17 protein-coding genes and 1 tRNA gene are annotated in these 18,376 nt (G+C 68.3%); 13 read left to right on the top strand and 5 right to left on the bottom strand.

Going from position 1 to position 18,376, the window contains the following annotated elements; genetic code table 11:
• Window positions 1-15 precede the first annotated feature (15 nt).
• The 7 genes from J2P76_RS04845 (at window position 16) to J2P76_RS04815 (ending at window position 8,562) form a co-directional block, all read left to right on the top strand.
• Entirely contained in the window at window positions 16-789 is a 774-nt protein-coding gene (locus tag J2P76_RS04845) for a class I SAM-dependent methyltransferase (RefSeq protein WP_207404905.1), read from the top strand.
• A gap of 43 nt (window positions 790-832) precedes the next feature.
• Window positions 833-1,300: a ribonuclease HI gene (gene rnhA / locus J2P76_RS04840; protein ID WP_207409119.1), complete on the top strand. Its 468-nt coding sequence runs from the start codon at window positions 833-835 to the stop codon at window positions 1,298-1,300.
• 161 nt (window positions 1,301-1,461) lie between these two features.
• Window positions 1,462-2,574 (top strand): efflux RND transporter periplasmic adaptor subunit, encoded by a 1,113-nt coding sequence (locus J2P76_RS04835; protein WP_207404903.1) that lies wholly within the window; start codon window positions 1,462-1,464, stop codon window positions 2,572-2,574.
• Complete coding sequence (locus tag J2P76_RS04830; RefSeq protein WP_207404901.1) at window positions 2,574-5,666, top strand: efflux RND transporter permease subunit; 3,093 nt, start codon at window positions 2,574-2,576, stop codon at window positions 5,664-5,666. Before J2P76_RS04835 ends, J2P76_RS04830 begins: the two co-directional genes overlap by 1 nt.
• 6 nt (window positions 5,667-5,672) lie before the next feature.
• A complete protein-coding gene (dnaQ, locus tag J2P76_RS04825) occupies window positions 5,673-6,398 on the top strand; it encodes a DNA polymerase III subunit epsilon (protein ID WP_207404899.1) in 726 nt (241 codons plus the stop codon).
• Window positions 6,399-6,470: 72 nt separating this feature from the next.
• Window positions 6,471-6,545: transfer RNA gene (locus tag J2P76_RS04820), tRNA-Val, on the top strand.
• A gap of 340 nt (window positions 6,546-6,885) precedes the next feature.
• Window positions 6,886-8,562: a methyl-accepting chemotaxis protein gene (locus J2P76_RS04815; protein WP_207404897.1), complete on the top strand. Its 1,677-nt coding sequence runs from the start codon at window positions 6,886-6,888 to the stop codon at window positions 8,560-8,562.
• A gap of 20 nt (window positions 8,563-8,582) precedes the next feature.
• On the opposite strand, the gene J2P76_RS04810 is transcribed toward J2P76_RS04815, so the two are convergent.
• Complete coding sequence (locus tag J2P76_RS04810; protein WP_207404895.1) at window positions 8,583-9,104, bottom strand: GNAT family N-acetyltransferase; 522 nt, start codon at window positions 9,102-9,104, stop codon at window positions 8,583-8,585.
• A 130-nt stretch (window positions 9,105-9,234) separates the two neighbouring features.
• Between J2P76_RS04810 and J2P76_RS04805 the strand changes: the two genes are divergently transcribed.
• Window positions 9,235-10,293 carry a glycosyltransferase family 2 protein gene (locus J2P76_RS04805; protein WP_207404893.1) on the top strand — a complete coding sequence of 353 codons (1,059 nt, stop codon included), beginning with the start codon at window positions 9,235-9,237 and terminating at the stop codon, window positions 10,291-10,293.
• Window positions 10,290-11,909: an ArnT family glycosyltransferase gene (locus J2P76_RS04800; RefSeq protein WP_207404891.1), complete on the top strand. Its 1,620-nt coding sequence runs from the start codon at window positions 10,290-10,292 to the stop codon at window positions 11,907-11,909. Before J2P76_RS04805 ends, J2P76_RS04800 begins: the two co-directional genes overlap by 4 nt.
• Here the strand turns inward: J2P76_RS04800 and J2P76_RS04795 are convergent.
• A complete protein-coding gene (locus J2P76_RS04795) occupies window positions 11,833-12,228 on the bottom strand; it encodes a GtrA family protein (protein WP_242697294.1) in 396 nt (131 codons plus the stop codon). The two genes, J2P76_RS04800 and J2P76_RS04795, sit on opposite strands and share 77 nt — an antisense overlap.
• Window positions 12,229-12,288: 60 nt before the next feature.
• Between J2P76_RS04795 and J2P76_RS04790 the strand changes: the two genes are divergently transcribed.
• Complete coding sequence (locus J2P76_RS04790) at window positions 12,289-13,059, top strand: ChbG/HpnK family deacetylase (RefSeq protein WP_347565287.1); 771 nt, start codon at window positions 12,289-12,291, stop codon at window positions 13,057-13,059.
• A gap of 11 nt (window positions 13,060-13,070) precedes the next feature.
• Here the strand turns inward: J2P76_RS04790 and J2P76_RS04785 are convergent, their stop codons facing one another.
• The 3 genes from J2P76_RS04785 to J2P76_RS04775 form a co-directional block, all read right to left on the bottom strand.
• Window positions 13,071-13,982, bottom strand: coding sequence for an alpha/beta hydrolase (locus tag J2P76_RS04785; protein WP_207404885.1), 912 nt, complete (start codon window positions 13,980-13,982; stop codon window positions 13,071-13,073).
• 187 nt (window positions 13,983-14,169) lie between these two features.
• Window positions 14,170-14,802 (bottom strand): LysE family translocator, encoded by a 633-nt coding sequence (locus tag J2P76_RS04780; protein ID WP_207404883.1) that lies wholly within the window; start codon window positions 14,800-14,802, stop codon window positions 14,170-14,172.
• Window positions 14,799-15,710: a DMT family transporter gene (locus J2P76_RS04775; protein ID WP_207404881.1), complete on the bottom strand. Its 912-nt coding sequence runs from the start codon at window positions 15,708-15,710 to the stop codon at window positions 14,799-14,801. Before J2P76_RS04775 ends, J2P76_RS04780 begins: the two co-directional genes overlap by 4 nt.
• Window positions 15,711-15,876: 166 nt before the next feature.
• Here J2P76_RS04775 and J2P76_RS04770 point away from each other — a divergent pair, with 166 nt between their 5' ends.
• The 3 genes from J2P76_RS04770 (at window position 15,877) to J2P76_RS04760 (ending at window position 18,269) form a co-directional block, all read left to right on the top strand.
• Window positions 15,877-17,289: an aminotransferase class I/II-fold pyridoxal phosphate-dependent enzyme gene (locus J2P76_RS04770; RefSeq protein WP_207409118.1), complete on the top strand. Its 1,413-nt coding sequence runs from the start codon at window positions 15,877-15,879 to the stop codon at window positions 17,287-17,289.
• A 68-nt stretch (window positions 17,290-17,357) separates the two neighbouring features.
• Complete coding sequence (locus tag J2P76_RS04765) at window positions 17,358-17,705, top strand: TIGR01244 family sulfur transferase (RefSeq protein WP_207404879.1); 348 nt, start codon at window positions 17,358-17,360, stop codon at window positions 17,703-17,705.
• 93 nt (window positions 17,706-17,798) lie between these two features.
• The gene (locus tag J2P76_RS04760) at window positions 17,799-18,269 is read left to right on the top strand and encodes a universal stress protein (RefSeq protein ID WP_207404877.1); all 471 of its coding nucleotides are present in this window, start codon (window positions 17,799-17,801) and stop codon (window positions 18,267-18,269) included.
• Window positions 18,270-18,376: the final 107 nt, after the last annotated feature.

Below are 18,376 nucleotides of genomic sequence, written 5' to 3'. Positions count from 1 at the left end.
TTCAGGAACGTCGACTTGACCGAAGAAACTCCGCCGATTGTAGAACTGGCCGAATGGTTCCAGACACCGCCGGGAGAATACGTCCTGGCCTGGGAACGCGCGCAGTTCGACGCCATGGTGGCGGATGTTTTCGGATATTACGCCTGGCAGGCCGGCTTGTCCGAAATCAATCTGCTGCAGGCCAACCGTATGCCGTTCAAGGGCTGGGTGGGTTCGCAGATGCCCACCCCCGAGCAGGCCGCCCAGTGGCAGGGATGCGTGGTGGCCCGCCCCGATGCCCTGCCGTTCGAGTCGCAAAGCATCGACCTGCTGGTGCTGCCGCATGCCTTCGAGTGCACCGACGCCCCGCACGAAGTCCTGCGCGAGGCCGAACGCGTGCTGGTGCCTGAGGGCCGGCTGGTCATTTCCGGCTTCAACCCCTGGAGCCTCTGGGGCGCGCGCAACCGCATGCCCGGCATGGAGCCCTGGCTGCCGCATCCGCCCTCGGCTCAGGTATCCTTGCCGCGCCTGAAAGACTGGCTGAAGCTGCTGTCGTTCGATGTCGAACCCGGCCGTTTCGGCTGCTATACGCCCGCCTGCCGCACCGAGAAATGGCTGCGGCGCTGGCATTTCATGGAAACCTACGGCCGGCGCTGGTGGGCGGTGGGGGGCGCGGTGTATGTCGTGTCCGCCGTCAAGCGGGTGGCCCGCATGCGGCTGATCGGCCCGGCCTGGAAGCAGTCGCGGCGCAAGCGCGCCCGCGGGGCATCGGTGGCGGTCAACCGCCAGGCCGGGCCGGGCGAAACCTGAGGCCATGCCGGCGCGGCGCGCCGGCATGCCTGTTACCAACAAGATGATGCAGACAGACAGCAACGAAGACGACCCGCAGGTCGAGATGTGGACCGACGGCGCCTGCAAGGGCAATCCGGGGCCGGGAGGCTGGGGCGTGCTGATGCGCGCCGGCGCCCACGAAAAAACCCTGCATGGCGGCGAGGCCGGCACGACCAACAACCGCATGGAGCTGCTGGCCGTCATTGAAGGTCTGCGTACGCTGAAGCGGCCATGCCGGGTGGTGATCCACACCGATTCCCAGTACGTCATGAAAGGCATGACCGAATGGCTGGCCAATTGGAAGCGCCGCGGCTGGTTAACCGCCGACAAGAAGCCGGTGAAGAACGCCGAACTGTGGCAGGCCCTGGATGAGCAGGTGGCGCGCCACCGGGTTTCCTGGCGCTGGGTGCGCGGCCACGCCGGCGATCCCGGCAACGAGCGCGCCGACGCCCTGGCCAACCTGGGCGTCGAAAGCCTGCGCAAGCGCTAGGCTGTCAGCCGGGGCCCGCGCGCGCATTGGGGAATACCCGCTAACTGTTCTGTCCGGCGTACTAACGCGCCCGTATTTGTGCCAGTATGTAAGAACTGGTGCTACAGTGCCATGCCGCGATTTTGCCGCCGGGCTGCCCCTATGCACCGCCACCACTACGCATGAAAAAAGCTGTTCTGCTGGCCGCTGCCGCGGCCGGGCTCGCCGCGGGCGCGGCCCTGGGATTCTGGGCGCCGCGCTGGCTGGGCACGCCGTCCGCCGATACCGCTGCCCAGGCGGCCGCGCCGGCGGCGGCCGGGCCGTCGGCCGCCATCCGCGTGGAAACCGCCCAGGTGCAGCAACTGACCTTCACCCGCGGCATCTCGGCGGTGGGCAGCCTGCGTTCTGACGAGTCGGTCGTGCTGCGGCCCGAAGTGGCCGGCCGCATCCAGCATATCGACTTCCAGGAAGGGCAGCCCGTCAAGCAGGGGCAGGTGCTGATCCGGCTCGACGATTCCGTGCCGCGCGCCGAACTCGACCAGGCGCGCGCCAATCTGGCGCTGGCCCAGAGCCACTACCGGCGCGCCGTCGACCTGCAGGGGCGCGGCTTCGTCAGCCAGCAGGCGCGCGACGAGGCCGCCAGCAATCTCAAGGTGCAGCAGGCGGCCGCCGCGCTGGCCCAGGCGCGGCTCGACAAGATGACCATCCGCGCGCCGTTCGCCGGCATTGTCGGCCTGCGCAGCATGTCGGTGGGCGACTACGTCGACCAGGGCCAGGACCTGGCCCCGCTCGAGGCCATCGATCCGCTCAAGGTGGATTTCCGCGTGCCCGAAATGTATTTCGGCAAGGTCAAGGTCGGCCAGGCGCTTACCGTGCGGCTTGACGCCCTGCCGGGCGAAGAGCGCCAGGGGCAGGTCTACGCGGTCAGTCCGCTGGTGGATGCGGGCGGGCGTTCCATCCTGCTGCGCGCCACCGTGCCCAACCCCGATTCGCGGCTGCGGCCCGGCATGTTCGCCCGCGTGCAGCTGCTGTTCGGCGCCGACCAGGTGCTGGCGGTGCCCGAGGCGGCGCTGGCGCCATCCGGGCAGTCGCAGTACGTGTTCAATGTGCGCCAGGGGCGGGCGCACCGCGCCGAAGTCACCCTGGGCGAGCGCCGCGACGGCAAGGTCGAGATCCTGACCGGCGTGGCCGCCGGCGACCAGGTCGTGGTGGCCGGCTTCCAGCGCCTGACCGACGGCGCGCCGGTCGAGATCGTGCCGACGCCCGCCGCCGGCGCGGCCCGGGCGGAACGATAATGATCCTGTCCGAGGTCTGCATCAAGCGGCCGGTGTTCGCATCGGTGCTGTCGCTGATCATCGTGCTGGTGGGCCTGATTTCATATTCGCGCCTGACCGTGCGCGAATATCCCAACATCGACGAGCCCATCGTCTCGGTCAATACTACTTACAAGGGCGCATCGCCCGAGGTGATCGAATCGCAGGTCACCAAGCCGCTCGAAGACCAGCTGGCCGGCATCGAGGGCGTGAATGTCATGACCTCGCGCAGCCGCACCGAGCGCAGCCAGATCAACATCAAGTTCGACCTGTCGCGCGACCCGGACGCCGCCGCGGCCGAGGTGCGCGACAAGGTTTCGCGGGCGCGCCGCTACCTGCCGGACGAAATCGACGAGCCCATCATCGGCAAGGTCGAGGCCGATGCGTATCCCATCATCTACATCGCGGTCGAGTCGGGCTCGCTGTCGGCCATCCAGACGTCCGACTACATCAACCGCTACATCAAGACCCGCCTGTCGGTGCTGCCGGGCGCAGCCGAGGTGCGCGTGTACGGCGAACGGCTGCCGTCCATGCGCATCTATGTCGACCGCGACAAGCTGGCGGCCTACAGCCTGACGGTGCAGGACGTTGAAACCGCCCTGGCCAGCCAGAACGTCGAGATTCCCGCCGGCCGGATCGAATCGCGCGACCGCGAGTTCTCGGTGGTGTCTTCCACCGACCTGCAGACGCCGGCGCAGTTTGCCGCCATCGTGGTGGCCAACGTCAAGGGTTATCCGGTGCGGCTGGGCGATGTGGCCAAGGTCGAGATCGGCGCGGCCGACGACCGCATCCTGTCGCGTTTCAATGGCCGGCCTGCCATCAATATCGGCCTGACGCGGCAGTCCACGGCCAACCCGCTGGACCTGTCCAGGGCCGTGCGGGCCGAGGTCGCGCAGCTCAACGAAACGCTGCCCGCCGGCATGAAACTGAACATCGCCTATGATTCGTCGGTGTTCATCGAACGCTCGATCCAGTCGGTCTTCCATACCATCGGCGAAGCCATCGTGCTGGTGGTGCTGGTCATCTTCTTTTTCTTGCGCAACCTGCGCGCCAGCATCATTCCCATTGTCACGATTCCGGTGTCGCTGGTTGGCGCGTGCGGGCTGATGTACTTGTTCGGGTTCTCGGTCAATACCCTGACGCTGCTGGCCATGGTGCTGGCCATCGGGCTGGTGGTCGACGACGCCATCGTGGTGCTGGAAAACATCTTCCGCCACATCGAAGAGGGCATGCCGCGCCGGCAGGCGGCATTGCAAGGGTCCCGGGAAATCGGCTTCGCGGTGGTGGCCATGACCCTGACACTGGTCACCGTGTATGCGCCGCTGGCTTTCGCCACGGGGCGCACCGGGCGCCTGTTCATCGAGTTCGCGCTGACGCTGGCGGGCGCCGTGCTGGTGTCCGGCTTCGTGGCGCTGACGCTTACCCCCATGATGTGCTCGGTGCTGTTGCGCCACGAGCCGCGCCACAACCGCTGGTACAACTTGGTGGAAGGCTGGCTGGAAGCCCTGGCCCGCGGCTACCGGCGCGCGCTGGGCCTGGCGCTGCGCCACCGCGCCGTGGTGGTGGTGGCGGGCCTGCTGGTGGCGGCCGCCAGCGGCGTGCTGTTTTCGGTGGTCAAGAGCGAATTGGCGCCGGTCGAAGACCGCGGCGTGATCTTCGGCACGGTCAGCTCGCCGGAAGGCGCCACCCTGAACTACACATTGGAAAGCATGCTCGAGATCGAGCACTTCTACAGCCAGATTCCCGAAGCCGAAGCCTACCAGGTGTCGGTGGGCTACCCCACGGTCAGCGACGCCACTGCCATCCTGCGCCTGAAGCCCTGGGAGCAGCGCGACCGCAAGCAGCAGGAAATCGCCCGCGAACTGCAGCCCAAGTTCGCGGGGCTGCCGGGCGTCAAGGCGTTTCCCACCAATCCGCCCTCGCTGGGGCAATCGGCGCGTTCCAAGCCCGTGGAATTCGTGATCATGAGCCAGGCGCCGTATCCCGAGCTGGCCAAGATGGTCAATGTGTTCCTGGACGCGCTGCGCCCCTATCCGGGCCTGCAGAACCTGGACACCGACCTGCGCCTGAACACCCCCGAACTGCGCGTGCAGGTTGACCGCGACAAGATGGCCGACGTGGGGGCGGGGGTGGATGTGGTCGGCCGTACCCTGGAATCGATGCTGGGCGGACGCCAGGTCACCCGCTTCAAAGACCAGGGCGAACAGTACGACGTGATCGTGCAGGTGCTGCCGCGCGACCGCGCCAATCCGGCCGACATCTCGGGCATCTACGTGCGCACCCGCGATGGCAGCATGGTGCAGCTCGACAACCTGCTGTCCGTGCATGAAAACGTGTCGCCGCAATCTCTCAACCACTTCAACCGCCTGCGCGCCGTCAAGGTCGAAGCCGCCGTGGCGCCCGGCTACGCGCTGGGCGAAGTGCTCGAGCACATGCACGAGGTAGCGCGCCAGGTGCTGCCGCGCACCGTGGTCATCGACCTGGACGGCCAGGCGCGCGAGTTCCGCGATTCGTCGGGCAGCATCTACCTGGTGTTCGCCATGGCCCTGGCCTTTATCTACCTGGTGATGGCCGCGCAGTTCGAAAGCTGGCGCAATCCGTTCATCATCATGCTGTCGGTGCCGCTGTCCATGACCGGCGCGCTGCTGGCCCTGTGGGCAAGCGGCGGCACCCTGTCCATCTACAGCCAGATCGGCCTGATCACCCTGGTGGGGCTGATCACCAAGCACGGCATCCTGATCGTGGAATTCGCCAACCAGCTGCGCGACCAGGGCCGCGACCTGGTCGATGCCGTGGTCGAGGCCAGCGTGCTGCGCCTGCGCCCCATCCTGATGACCACCGGCGCCATGGTGCTGGGCACGCTGCCGCTGGCGGTGTCCCAAGGCGCCGGCGCCGAATCGCGCCAGCAGATCGGCTGGGTGCTGGTGGGCGGGCTGATGCTGGGTACACTACTGACTTTGTTCGTGGTGCCGGTGGCCTACACGCTGATCGCGACCGCACGCCGCAAGCCGGGCCACGCCGCCGAAGGCGCCGGCCACGCCGCGCCCCACGGCAAGCCACCCGCTACCGAATAGCCTGTCATGCGCCAAATCATCTTCGATACCGAAACCACCGGCCTGGACCCTGCGCAAGGCCACCGTATTGTCGAGATCGGCTGTGTCGAGATCGTCAACCGCGCCGTCACCGGCAACAACCTGCACATCTACCTGAATCCCGATCGCGACAGTGATCCGGAAGCCCTGGCGGTGCACGGGCTGACCACCGAGTTCCTGGCCGACAAGCCGCGCTTTGCCGAGGTGGCGGCGCAGTTCCTGGAATTCATCCAGGGCGCCGAGATCATCGCGCACAACGCCGCGTTCGACGTGAAGTTCTTCAACGCCGAACTGGCCAAGATCGGCCGCGGCGACATTGCCCAGCACTGCGCCCTGGTCACCGATTCGCTGCAGCACGCGCGCACCCTGTACCCGGGCAAACGCAATTCGCTGGACGCGCTGTGCGACCGCCACGGCATTTCCAACGCGCACCGCACCCTGCACGGCGCCTTGCTCGACTCGCAATTGCTGGCCGAAGTGTGGCTGGCCATGACGCGCGGGCAAGACGCGCTGCTGATCGATGTGGATGACGCCGGCCATGCCGGCGGCGCCGGCGTCGCGCTGGGCGCGTTCGACGGCTCGGTCCTGCCGGTGCTGGCGGCTTCGGCCGACGAACTGGCCGAACACGAGCAATACCTGGCCAGCCTGGACAAGTCCGTGGGGGGCGCATGCGTGTGGCGGGCGCTCGACACGCCGGCCGCTGCCGACGCCTGAGCCTCGTTCTTTACGTGCCCGGGCGGGGAGTTTGCGCGGGCCTGATTTCGTATGCTAGAATTTCGCCTCTTTGGGTGGTTAGCTCAGTGGTAGAGCACTGCCTTCACACGGCAGGGGTCACAAGTTCGAAACTTGTACCACCCACCAGGTATCCAAAGAATTAAGGGCTTGGCCAATATGGCCAGGCCCTTTTTCTTTGCGGCGCCAAAACGCCGCGGCGGCGTCTCACTTGCCGGCTGCTCGCGCTGATGCATGCTCGCGGCCCCCTTTCTTTTTCCCATCACTTGAATCCGCGGCTTCGACTGGCCGCGAGGCCTGTTGTCATTTGGAACACTCGCCTGGGGAAATTGAAACAAATCAGGAAATATATTCGACAAAATATGTATTTTGTATAAGATTGGTCACAATCCACGGCGGCCGTACGCCGGCTTGCCAGCCCGGCGGGAAAGCCCCGGCGGGCCGGGTCGCACTTGTTGGAGTATCCCGAATGCGCATCAATCTGCCCGTTACCCAGAACAGCTATGACTTTCCCGCGGACCAGACGCTCATCTCGATCACCGATCTGAAGGGGCGCATCACTTACTGCAATCCCAATTTCATCGAGGTCAGCGGCTTTACGCGCGCCGAGCTGATCGGCCAGCCGCACAACCTGGTGCGCCACCCCGACATGCCGGACGAGGCCTTTCGCGACATGTGGGAAACCATCCAGGCCGGCCTGCCCTGGACGGCCCTGATCAAGAACCGCCGCAAGAACGGCGACTATTACTGGGTGCGCGCCAATGCCACGCCCATGCGCAACGGCCAGCGCATCGTGGGCTACCTGTCGGTGCGCACGCACGCTCCGCAGGATGAAATCCAGCAAGCCGAAACGCTGTACGCCGCCATGCGCCGCGACGCCGAACGCGGCCGCCGCGTCCATGTGCTGCACTACGGTGCGGTGCTCAACAACAGCCTGTTCGGCCGCATCGGCCGTCTGTTTTCGTTTGGCTTGCGCGGCCAGATCATCCTTTCCTCGCTGTTCATGGCGGCGGTGCCGCCGCTTGCCTACTTCATTGGCAAACCTTACGGTGCGCCGGAATGGGCGCCAGCCGTGGCCGGGCTGGTTGCCGCCGCGCTGACCGCCAACCGCCTTATCCGCATCGGCGTCAAGCCGCTGCGCGAAGTCATTTCCACCGCCAACGTTCTGGCGGCCGGCGACCTGACCCAGTATGTGCCGGTCGACGGCAAGGGCGAAATCGGCCAGCTGCAGCTGGGCCTGGCCCAACTGGCCGTGTCCGTACGCACGGTGGTGCGCGACGTGCGCGAGGAAGTCGTCAATCTGCGCGGGGGCGCGCGCGAGATCGCCAGCGGCAACCGCGACATGTCGTCGCGCACCGAGTCGCAGGCCGGCAGCCTGGAAGAAACCGCGGCCGCCATCGAACAGATCAGCGGCACTGTGAGGCAGACCACCGACATGGCCGAATCGGGCGCCAGCATGGCGCGTGAAACGGTGGGGGCCGCGCAGCGCAGCCACGAGGCCGTGCAGAACGTCGTCACGACCATGCATGAAATCTCCCAGGCGTCGCAGCGCATCGGCGACATCATCCAGGTGATCGAAGGCGTGGCCTTCCAGACCAATATCCTGGCCCTTAATGCGGCCGTGGAAGCGGCGCGCGCGGGCGAGCAGGGCAAGGGCTTCGCCGTGGTCGCCAGCGAGGTGCGCGCGCTGGCCCAGCGCACCACCCAGGCGGCCAAGGAAATCCGCGTGCTCATCGAAGAGTCCGGGCAGCGCGTGCACCAGGGCGAGCAGCGCGCCGGCGAGGCCCGTACCCGCATGGATGACGTCATGGAGGCCATCAGGCGCGTAACGGATTCGCTGGAGCACATCAACAACGCCAGCCAGGAACAATCCACCGGCATCGGCCAGGTCAATACGGCCATCACCCAGCTCGATCAGATTACCCAGCAGAACGCCGCCATGGTCGAAGAGCTGGCCGCCGCCGCCAGCTCGCTCAACGACCAGGTCAGCGTGGTGCACGACACCATCCGCGTCTTCCGCCTGACCGACCAGGACACCTCGCTGGCCGAGGTCGACGCGGTGGCGCTGCGCCGGGAAGGCCGGGCGATGCTGGACACCCCGCCCGCGGCGGGGCAGCGGCCGGGCCTGGCCCTGATCGCCGCCTGAGCGCCCGGCGTGAACAGGCCCTAGCCGCGCGGTTTTTCCAGGGCGCGCACCATATAGCGGGCGCCTGTTCCGTACTGCGCCAGCTTGGCCCGCAAGCCGGCGTGGGCGGCCACGGCCTGGTAGCCCAGCCGTTCCCAGTAGCCCACCGCCGGCCGCAGCGCCACCAGGCTGGTATGGCGCAGGCCGCGGCGCCGGGCATGGTTCAGCCCGCCTTGCAGCAGGGCCTGCGCCACCCCCAGGCCCTGGGCGGCCGGCAGCACCGCGCAATCGTGCACGAACCAGCTGTCGGCATCGTGAGGCACGGCATCCAGCGGCGCATCCAGGGCGGGCGGCCGGTCGGCCAGCCAGGGGTAGGCCACCAGGTAGCCCAGCAGGCCGCTGCGGCCTTCGGCCACCTGGCAGGTGCCGGGCGATATCTGCAGCCGGTTCAGGAACAGGGCGGCGCCCTCGAGCAGCGCGGCCGGGTATACGCTGGCCTGGATGCGCAGCACGGGTTCGATGTCGTGGGCCTGCATCGGCCGCACGCGATGGCGGTCGGTCATGGAAACTCCGTGGGGACGGGGTGATTGTATCGGCCCTGGCCGCCGGTTCCTTTCCCGGGCCGCCGGTTCGACGAAAATTCGACGTAGGGGTGCGCATACTGGGCGCTCTGGTTTTGCAAGTACCCGGTATATGCCCATCGAGTTCCGTTCGGAAGCGCCGGCGCCCGCCGTGCCGCCTTCCCAGGCCGCCGCGCCGCTGCGCACGCTGCCCGCCCGCGCTGACGCCTTCGGCGATTGCCACGTCAGCTGCGTCATTCCATGCCTGAATGAGTGCGACAACTTGCGCCTGCTGCTGCCTGCGCTGCGCGCGCAGCTGCAGGGGCTGTGCACCCAATGGGAAATCATAGTCGTCGATGACGGCAGCACCGATGCCACCGCCGAACTGATGGCCGAATGGACCGCGCTGGACGGCATGCGCTACGTGCAGCTGTCGCGCAATTTCGGTAAAGAAGCCGCGCTGTCGGCCGGATTCGAGGCCGCCGACGGCGACGCGGTAATCTGCCTGGACGCCGACCTGCAGCATCCGCCCGCCCTGATCGGCGCTATGCTGCAGCGCTGGCGCGACGGTGCCGACATGGTCTATGCCGTGCGCGCGCACCGCGGCGACGAATCGTGGCTGAAGCGGACCGGCGCCCGGCTGTTCTACCGGCTGCTCAGCGGCGCCCACGGCGTAGAGGTGCCGGCTCATGCCGGCGATTTCCGCCTGATGGACCGGCGCGTGGTGGACGCCCTGGTGGCGCTGCCCGAGCGCACGCGCTTCATGAAGGGGCTGTATGCCTGGGTGGGTTTTCGCGCCGAACCCTTGCCCTATACCCCCGATGCGCGCGCGCACGGCACCAGCCGCTACGGCGCGTGGCGGCTGGTGCGCCTGGCGCTGGACGGCCTGACGGCATTCACCACCTGGCCGCTGCGCCTGGTCAGCCTGCTGGGCTGCGCATTCTCGCTGGCGTCGTTCGCTTATGGCACCTACCTGGTGCTGGCCTATCTGTTCAACGGCAACCAGGTGTCGGGCTGGACCACCATCATTACCGCGCTGCTGTTCTTCGCCGGCGTGAACCTGATTTCGCTGGGCGTGGTGGGAGAATATGTGGCCCGCATTTTCGATGAGGTGAAGGGCCGGCCCCTGTACGTGACGCGCCAGCGGCGCGGCCGGGCCCAGCGCGCCAACGCCAGGCGGACCCAGGCATGAGCGCATACCGTTTGAGGTGGGCGCGCGCCGGGGTGCCGCCGGCGGGCCTGTTGCTGCTGGCCGCCGGTATCTGGCTGGGCTGGCTGGCCTGGATGCGGCCCCTGACCCTGCCCGACGAAGGCCGCTACGCCGGCGTGGCCTGGGAAATGCTGCGCAGCGGCTCGCATGCGGTGCCGCTGCTGGACGGCATGCCGTATTTCCACAAACCGCCGTTGTACTACTGGATGGCCGAGCTGTGCTTCCGCCTGTTCGGCCTGAACGAATGGGCGGCCCGCATGCCGTCGTGGCTGGCCGCCTGGGCCGCGCTGGCCGGCCTGTACGGATTCGTGCGGCGCTATCGCGATGCCGCCTGCGCCACCGCCGCCGTGGTCATTCTGGCCACCATGCCGTTCTATTACGGCGCGGCGCAGTTCGCCAATACCGACATGCTGGTGGCCGGCCTGGTGACACTGGCCGTGCTGGCGGGCGCCGACGCGGTGCTGCGCGCCGAGGCGGGCGGGCGGTACCGGCTGCTGTCGCTGGCCGCGGCGGTGTCGGCGGCGCTGGCCATACTGGCCAAGGGCCTGATCGGCCTGGTGCTGCCGGGCGCCGCCTTGTGCCTGTGGCTGCTGTTCACGCGGCGCTGGCGCGGTTTCATGGTGCTGTTGTGGCCGCCCGCCGTGGCCGCGTTCGCGCTGGTGGCTGTGCCGTGGTTCTGGCTCATGCAGCAGCGCTTTCCCGGGTTCTTCCACTACTTCTTCGTCTACCAGCACTTCGAGCGCTTCGCGCAATCCGGCTTCAACAATGTGCAGCCGTTCTGGTTCTATGTGCCCGTGGTGGTCGGCCTGGCCCTACCATGGTCGCTGTGGGGCGGCGGCGCGCTGCGCAAGGTTTTCTGGGTAGGGGCCGATGCGTCCGGGCTGCGCAGCCTGATGGCGGTATGGGCGGCGGTGGTGCTGGTATTTTTCTCGGTGCCCAGCTCAAAACTGATCGGCTACGTGCTTCCCGCGCTGCCGCCCCTGGCGGTGCTGCTGGCCGAGGTCGTGCAGCAGGCCCTGCGGGGCGGCGACCCCGAGCGCGTGCGCCGCATGGCCTGGGGGTGCGGCGCCGCGTCGGCCGCTATCTGCATTGTGCTGGTGGGCGTGTTCGCCGCCAACCCGCGCCGCAGCGCCGAGGCGCTGGGCAGCCGGATCGCCGCCGAAATGGGCCCGGCCGACACGCTGGTGACGCTGCACTCGTACCCCTTCGATCTGGGTTTCTACACCGGCGCGCGGCAGCCGGGCTGGGTGGTCGACGACTGGAACAACCCCGAGATCGCGCTGCGCGACAACTGGCGCAAAGAGCTCTACGACGCGGGCCGGTTCCAGCCGCAGGTGGCCCGCCGCGTGCTGGTGCAGCACGGCGAACTGGCCGCGCGACTGTGCGCGGCGGCGCCGGGCAGCAGGTTCTGGGTATGGGGCGGCGTTGACGACGGCGCGCGCTTCCGGATACTGCATGGCATGCAGGCGCCGTTTGCCGACGCGCACTATCGCGTGTGGCGGGTGGATGTAGACGCGGCGTTCAGGCAGCGGATTTGTGGCGAAACGCCCACAGCCGGCTTGCCAGGAAAGTCAGCACGGCCAGGCCCAGCAGGATGAGCGCCAACAGGACATCGTAGCGTACGCGTGTTACATGCAGCAGCCATGCGTAGGCCGCCTCGTTCAATGCGAAACCGCACGCTGAAATCAAGAAGAAACGCCGCCCGGCTATGGTCCAGTGTGACGCCAGGTGGCGGAAGGTAAGTCGATAATGACCGGTGAACGATACGACGAATGCAACCAGCCATCCGGCCGCGTTGGCGGCCAGTGGCGGCATGCCCAGCAGTTCGACGCAGCCGATGGCGGCCAGCCAGTGCGTGGCCGCGGCCGCGCAGCCTACGGCGATGAACCAGCCAATTTGTTTGAGCAGGGCGCGCATGGCAAGTCGGGGATGGGCCAGTGGTGGAAACGCATTGTGGTGTGCGGCGACGATTTTGGCATGAATGCGGGCATCGATGCGGGCATGTTGCGTCTGGCCGGGCTGGGCCGGCTCAGCGCCATCAGTTGCCTGACGCAGGGTTCCACCTTCGCGGCCCACGCCGCCAGCCTGAAGAGCCTGGACCTTGACCTGGGCGTGCACCTGAACCTGACCGAAGCGCTGGGACACCCGGACCAGGCGGCCGTGATGCCGCTGCGGGCCCTCATCGCGCGCGCCTACACCGGCCGCCTGGACGAGGCTTGGATCGACGACCAGCTGATGCGCCAGTTCGATGTCTTCGAAGACATCCTGGGCCGAGCCCCCGATTATGTCGACGGGCACCAGCACGTGCACCAGCTGCCCGGCGTGCTGCCGCGCCTGCTGCGGCTGCTGGAACACCGTTACGGCCGCCAGGCGCCATGGCTGCGCCATACCGCGCCGGGCATGCAGGAAGGCATTCCCCTGCGCGAATCGGCCAAGGCGCGCCTGATAGGCGCGCTGGGCGCCGATGCGGTGGCGCGGGTGGCCCGCCGCGACGGCTGGCGCACCAATCGGCGGCTGTTGGGCGTATACGGCCTGCAGGGCGGCGCGCGCCGCTACGCCGGTTTGCTGCAGCACTGGCTGAACAATGCGCGCGACGGCGACCTGCTGATGTGCCATCCGGCCCTGCCGGGCGCCGGCGATGCGCTGGCGCGCCAGCGCGCGGCCGAGTTCGAGGTGCTGGCGCGCCCCGAACTCGGCGACTGGATGCGGCTGAATGGCGTGTGTGTGGCGCGGCCGGCGGCATCGTAGCCGCCCGGGGCTTACAGCGGCGCGGCGGTGGCGGCGCTGGCCGCCACCGGGTGATAAGCCTGGCGGGCATCGCGGATGAAGTCGCGCACCGCGGTTTCATAGGCCCGCCCGCTGCGGATCGAGCCTGAATGCGAGGCGCCGTCGAGTTTCACCAGGCGTTTCAGGTCGGGCGGCACTTTCAGCGCGGCGGCGAACAGTTCGTCGCTCATGGTGTGGGGCACCACTCGGTCGGCGGTGCCGTGCAGGAACAGCATGGGTGTGGTCAGCGTGGCCAGTTTCTCGACCGAGGCGAATGGCTGGGTGACGAGCAGGCTGGCGCCCGGCAGCTTGCCCCATTTCAGGGTGCCCAGCATGGCGGCGATGCTGGTGAAGCTGGACTCGATGATCAGGCCGGCGAACGGCGGCATGTCGTCGCGCGCCGCCAGGTCGATGGCGATGGCGCCGCCCAGGCTGTGGCCGTACACGAAACGCCGCGCCGGATCGGGCTGGCGCCGCGCCAGTTCGCGCAAGGCCGCCGCGGCGTCTTCGAAGGCGGTGTCTTCCGAGGGCAGCAGGGCGGTGGATTCGCCGAACCCGCGATAGTCGATGGCCAGCACCGAGTAGCCCATGCGGGTCCAGCCTTCCATGCGGAACGCGCTGCCGTTCAGGTTCCAGCGGGCCCCGTGCAGGTACAGCACGGCGGGGGCGTTGGGGCGGGGGTGCTGCCAGTACCAGGCATGGACTGTGTCGCCGCCGGGCAGGGCCAGATCGAAGATTTCGGTGCCGGCCGGCGGCTCGCGCCACCAGCGCTGCTGATCGGACTCGGGCGAAAAGATGGCCTGCCGCTGCCAGGCATCGAGCTGGGTGCAGCCGACCGCGCTGGCGGCAGCCACCAGGCCGACGCCCAGCAGGCGGCGCAGAGGAGAGCGGGGGAACAGCGGCATGTCGGATATGACCGGGCCGCAGGGGGCAGGTTCCCCTGCGGGGATGGCGGAAGACGGCGTTTGCCTGGGTATGGCCCAGGTGTCAGGCTCCGCCAGGTGCCTGACACCGCAGTACGCCGCAGCCGTCCCAGTCGTACTGTGTCCGACACCCTGCGGGAGCCGGACACCTGGCAACAGCCCGGAACAATCAACTCCGCACAAGATCCAGAGCCACCGGATACAGCGAAGCGACCAGCAGCAGCCCCATTCCGACGTTGAACGCCCGTATCGCCAGCGGCCGATGCAGCACTTTCTGCAGGGCGGTGCCGAAGGCGGTCCAGACGCCGATGCTGGGCAGGTTGACCACGCAGCAGACGGCGGCGGCCAGGGCCAGGTTCCAGTAGAAGCCGGCCTGCGGCGTGTAGGTGGCGATGACGCCCACCGCCATTACCCAGGCCTTGGGGTTTACCCACTGGAACAGCGCGGCCTGCAGGAATGTGAAGGGGCGGCCGCGCTGGGCGCCGCTTTCCATCGGGCCGGACAGGGCGATTTTCACGGCCAGGTACAACAGGTACAGCGCCCCGGCGTACTTCAGCAGGGTGTACAGCCACGGAAACTGCTGGAACATCGTTCCCAGGCCCAGCCCCACCAGCACCAGCATCAGGGTAAAGCCCAGATTCACGCCCAGCATGTGGGGGATGGTGCGCCGGAAGCCGAATGTCAGGCCCGACGAAGCCAGCATGATGTTGTTCGGCCCGGGCGTGATCGAACTGACCAGCGCGAACAGCGCCAGCGGGCCCAGCAGCAGCAGGGTCGATTCATTGAAGGGGGCGGCCGTCATGGTGCTTTCCGGACAATGGCGCGGCGCCCGCCCGCGATGATGGCGATGACGGCCAGCGCGAACACGAAGGTCAGCGGTTCGACGGCTTCGTGGAACAGCAGCGCGGCCGCCACGACAGTCAGGAAGGGTTGCAGCAGCTGCACCTGGCCGACGCGGGCGATGCCGCCCACCGCCAGGCCACGATACCACGCGAAAAAGCCCAGGAACATCGAGCCGAACGCCAGGTAGGCGAAGGCGGCCGCCACGGTGGCGCTGGGCATGGGCGCTTGCGCGCCCATCCATAGCACCGGGCCGGCGATCACCGGCGCGCTGACCGCCAGCGCCCAGCAGATGGTGCGCGCGCCGCCCAGCGTGCGTGAGGCCCGCGCGCCCTCGGCGTAGCCCATGCCGCCCAGCAGCACCGCCAGCAGCAGCCACAGGTCGCCGGTCTGCAGGGCGCCGTGGCCCTGGCGCACGGCATATCCCATGACCAGCACGGCGCCGGCCACGGCCCAGGCCCAGAAGGCCGGCGATGGGCGTTCGCCGCTGCGCCAGGCGGCGAATGCGGCCGTGGACAACGGCAACAGGCCGTTGAATACGGCGCCGTGCGCGGCCGGCACCGTGGCCATCGCCAGCGTCGAGGCCAGCGGCCAGCCCACCACAATGCCCGCGGCCGCCAGCAGCACGCCGGGCCATTCGTGGCGGTTCGGGCGGCGGCTGCGCGTCAGCCACAGCAGCAGCGCGGCCGGGATGGCCGCCAGCAGGGCGCGGCCCAGCCCGATCAGCACCGGCGACAGTTCGGTGACCGCCACGCGGGTCATGGGCAGGGTCAGTGAAAATACCAGCACGCCCAGCAGGCCGTAGCCATAGCCCTCCCAGAGCGGTGCGGCGGCGGGGGCGGGGGATGCGTAGGCGGTGGGGCGCGACATGGTTCCAGGCATGGGCAGGGCTTGCGGGCAAGCGGGATTCCTGCCACTCTACGCAAATTGGTCAGTACAGTACCGGTACACTTTTCCATATCACCTTGACTACTGGCCTGGTAAATCCACCATGACAGTTACCCCCGCTTCCGAAGCCGCCGCCGGCTGGCGGCCCGTGCGCCAGGCCGATGCCACCCTGGTGGCTCAGCTCGCCGACGATGTCGCGCGCCGTATCGACGACCAGGGCCTGCGCCCGGGCACCCGCCTGCCGTCCATCCGCAAAATGGCCGAACAGGCCGGCGTCAGCCGCTTTACGGTGGTCGAAGCCTACGATCGCCTGGTGGCGCGCGGCCTGGTGCAGTCACGGCGCGGCGCCGGCTTTTTCGTACGGGCGCGCCGCGGCCCCCTGATGGCGGCCGCTCGCAGTGCGCCGGCCGGCGAAACCCCGGCGGCGCCGGCGCGCATCGACGTGGCCTGGCTGCTGCGCAACATGTTCCGCGAACCGGAAGCCTCGGCCATGCCGGGCGGCGCGGGCCTGCTGCCGGCCGACTGGCTCGACCCCGGCATGGTGTCGGCCGCGGTGCGGGCGGTGGGGCGGGCGGTGCGGGGCCACCTGGTGGCCTACGGCTCGCCGCTGGGCTACGCGCCCCTGCGCCAGCAACTGGCTTCGCGCCTGCAGGCCGACGGCGTACCGGCCCACCCCGACCACAACCTGCTGACCACCAACGGCGTCACGCACGGGCTCGACCTGGTGGCCCGCCACCTGGTCCGGCCCGGCGATGCCGTGCTGGTCGAAGATCCCGCCTGGTTCGTGATCTTCGGCCGCCTGGCCGAGTTCGGCGCCCGGCTCATCGGCGTGCCGCGCGGGCCCGACGGCCCCGATCTCGAACAACTCGACCGGCTGGCCGCGCTGCATAAGCCGCGCCTGTTCATCATCAACGGCGCCGTGCACAACCCCACCGGGCACACGCTGTCGGCCGGCGTGGCCTACGACATCCTGCGCCTGGCCGAACGGCACGATTTCCTGGTGGTCGAAGACGACACCTACGGCGAACTCCATCCCGGCGGGGCCATGAAGCTCGCCTCGCTCGACCGCCTCAACCGCGTCATCCTGGCGGGCGGATTTTCCAAGATGCTGGCGGCCAGCCTGCGTGTCGGCTACCTGGCGGCCAATGCCGGGCTGCTGCAGAAACTGGCCGACCTGAAAATGCTGGCCGGGCTCACCACCCCCGAACTGGGCGAGCGCGTGGTGCACCGGGTGCTGGTCGAGGGCCAGTACCGCCGTCATATCGAGCGGGTGCGCGCGCGCGTCAATACCGCCCGCCAGCAGTGCCTGTCGGCCCTTACCGGCCTGGGGCTGGCGGTGCCGCACGAGCCGCATGCCGGCATGTTCGTCTGGGCAGATTGCGGCCGCGACGCCGAAAGCCTGGCGCGCACCGCGGTCGACCGCGGCCTGCTGCTGGCGCCCGGCAGCCTGTTTTCGCCCACCCAGGCGCCCTCGACCATGATGCGCTTCTCGGTGGCCATGGTCGATACGCCCGGCATCTGGCAGGCGGTGGCGGGGGTGCTGGCCGCGCCGGGCGGCTGACGCGCCCGCGGCTGGCGGAAGACATATACTGTTCTTCTCTATCAGGCTACATCATCCAAGGAACCGCCATGGCCGACGTCCCCATCAAGCCCCTCACCGAACACTTCGCGGTTGCGCCGCAGCTGGCGCCCCAAGACATGGCCGGGGTGGCCGCCGCCGGCTATAAAAGCGTGATCATCAACCGGCCCGATTTCGAAGGCGGCCCCGACCAGCCCACCGCCGCCGACGTGTCCCGCGCGGCGCGCGAGGCCGGCCTGCAGGTCGAATACCAGCCCGTCATCGGCAGCGCCATGACCGCCGCCGACGTGGCCCGTTTCGCCGAGTTGCTGCGCACCATGCCGAGCCCCGTCCTGGCGTATTGCCGTACCGGCACCCGGTGCACTAATCTGTTCGTGGCATCGCAGCAGATGCCTTGATGGCTCTCAACGGCTGCGGGAAGACCGCAATGCGGCAAGCATGGGTTTTCCGGTAGCATGAGTTTTCTCATCTAGCAGACAGGAGCAGGCAACATGTTCAAGAAAATCCTGATTCCCACCGACGGTTCGCCGCTTTCGGCCCAGGCCGCCAACGCGGGCATTTGCTTCGCGCGGTCGGTGGGCGCCGAAGTCGTCTCCCTGCACGTTACCCAGCCGTTCGCCGCCACCATCGGTTTCGATGGCATGGCCGCCGCCTATGCCATCACCGACGAAGACTACGAAAAAGCCTCGGCCGAGCAGGCTGAAAAATACCTGAAGCAAATCCTCGACCGCGCCGATACCGCCGGGGTCAAGGCGCAGTCGCGCGCCGTGTCCAATTTCAATGTGGCCGACGGCATCGTGCAGGCCGCCAGCGAAAACGGCTGCGACCTCATCTTCATCGGCAGCCATGGCCGCAGCGGCCTGTCGCGCCTGCTGCTGGGCAGTGTCACCGCCAAGGTGCTGTCGCTGGCCACCATCGCGGTGCTGGTCTACCGCGTCAAAGAAGACAAAGAAAAAAAATAGCCTGAAACGCCCGCCCCGCCGGCGCCCCCCCGGGGCCGCCGGCGCCGCCATACCTGTGGCACGGGCAGGGCTATCTGGCGTTCTGCGATCAGGCGCGCGTAATATCT

Source organism: Bordetella petrii, from assembly GCF_017356245.1.
In the GTDB taxonomy this organism is placed as follows: Bacteria; Pseudomonadota; Gammaproteobacteria; order Burkholderiales; family Burkholderiaceae_B; genus Bordetella_A; species Bordetella_A petrii_D.
The sequence above is the reverse complement of the archived record's forward strand: the minus strand, read 5'-3'. Positions and strand labels throughout refer to the sequence as shown.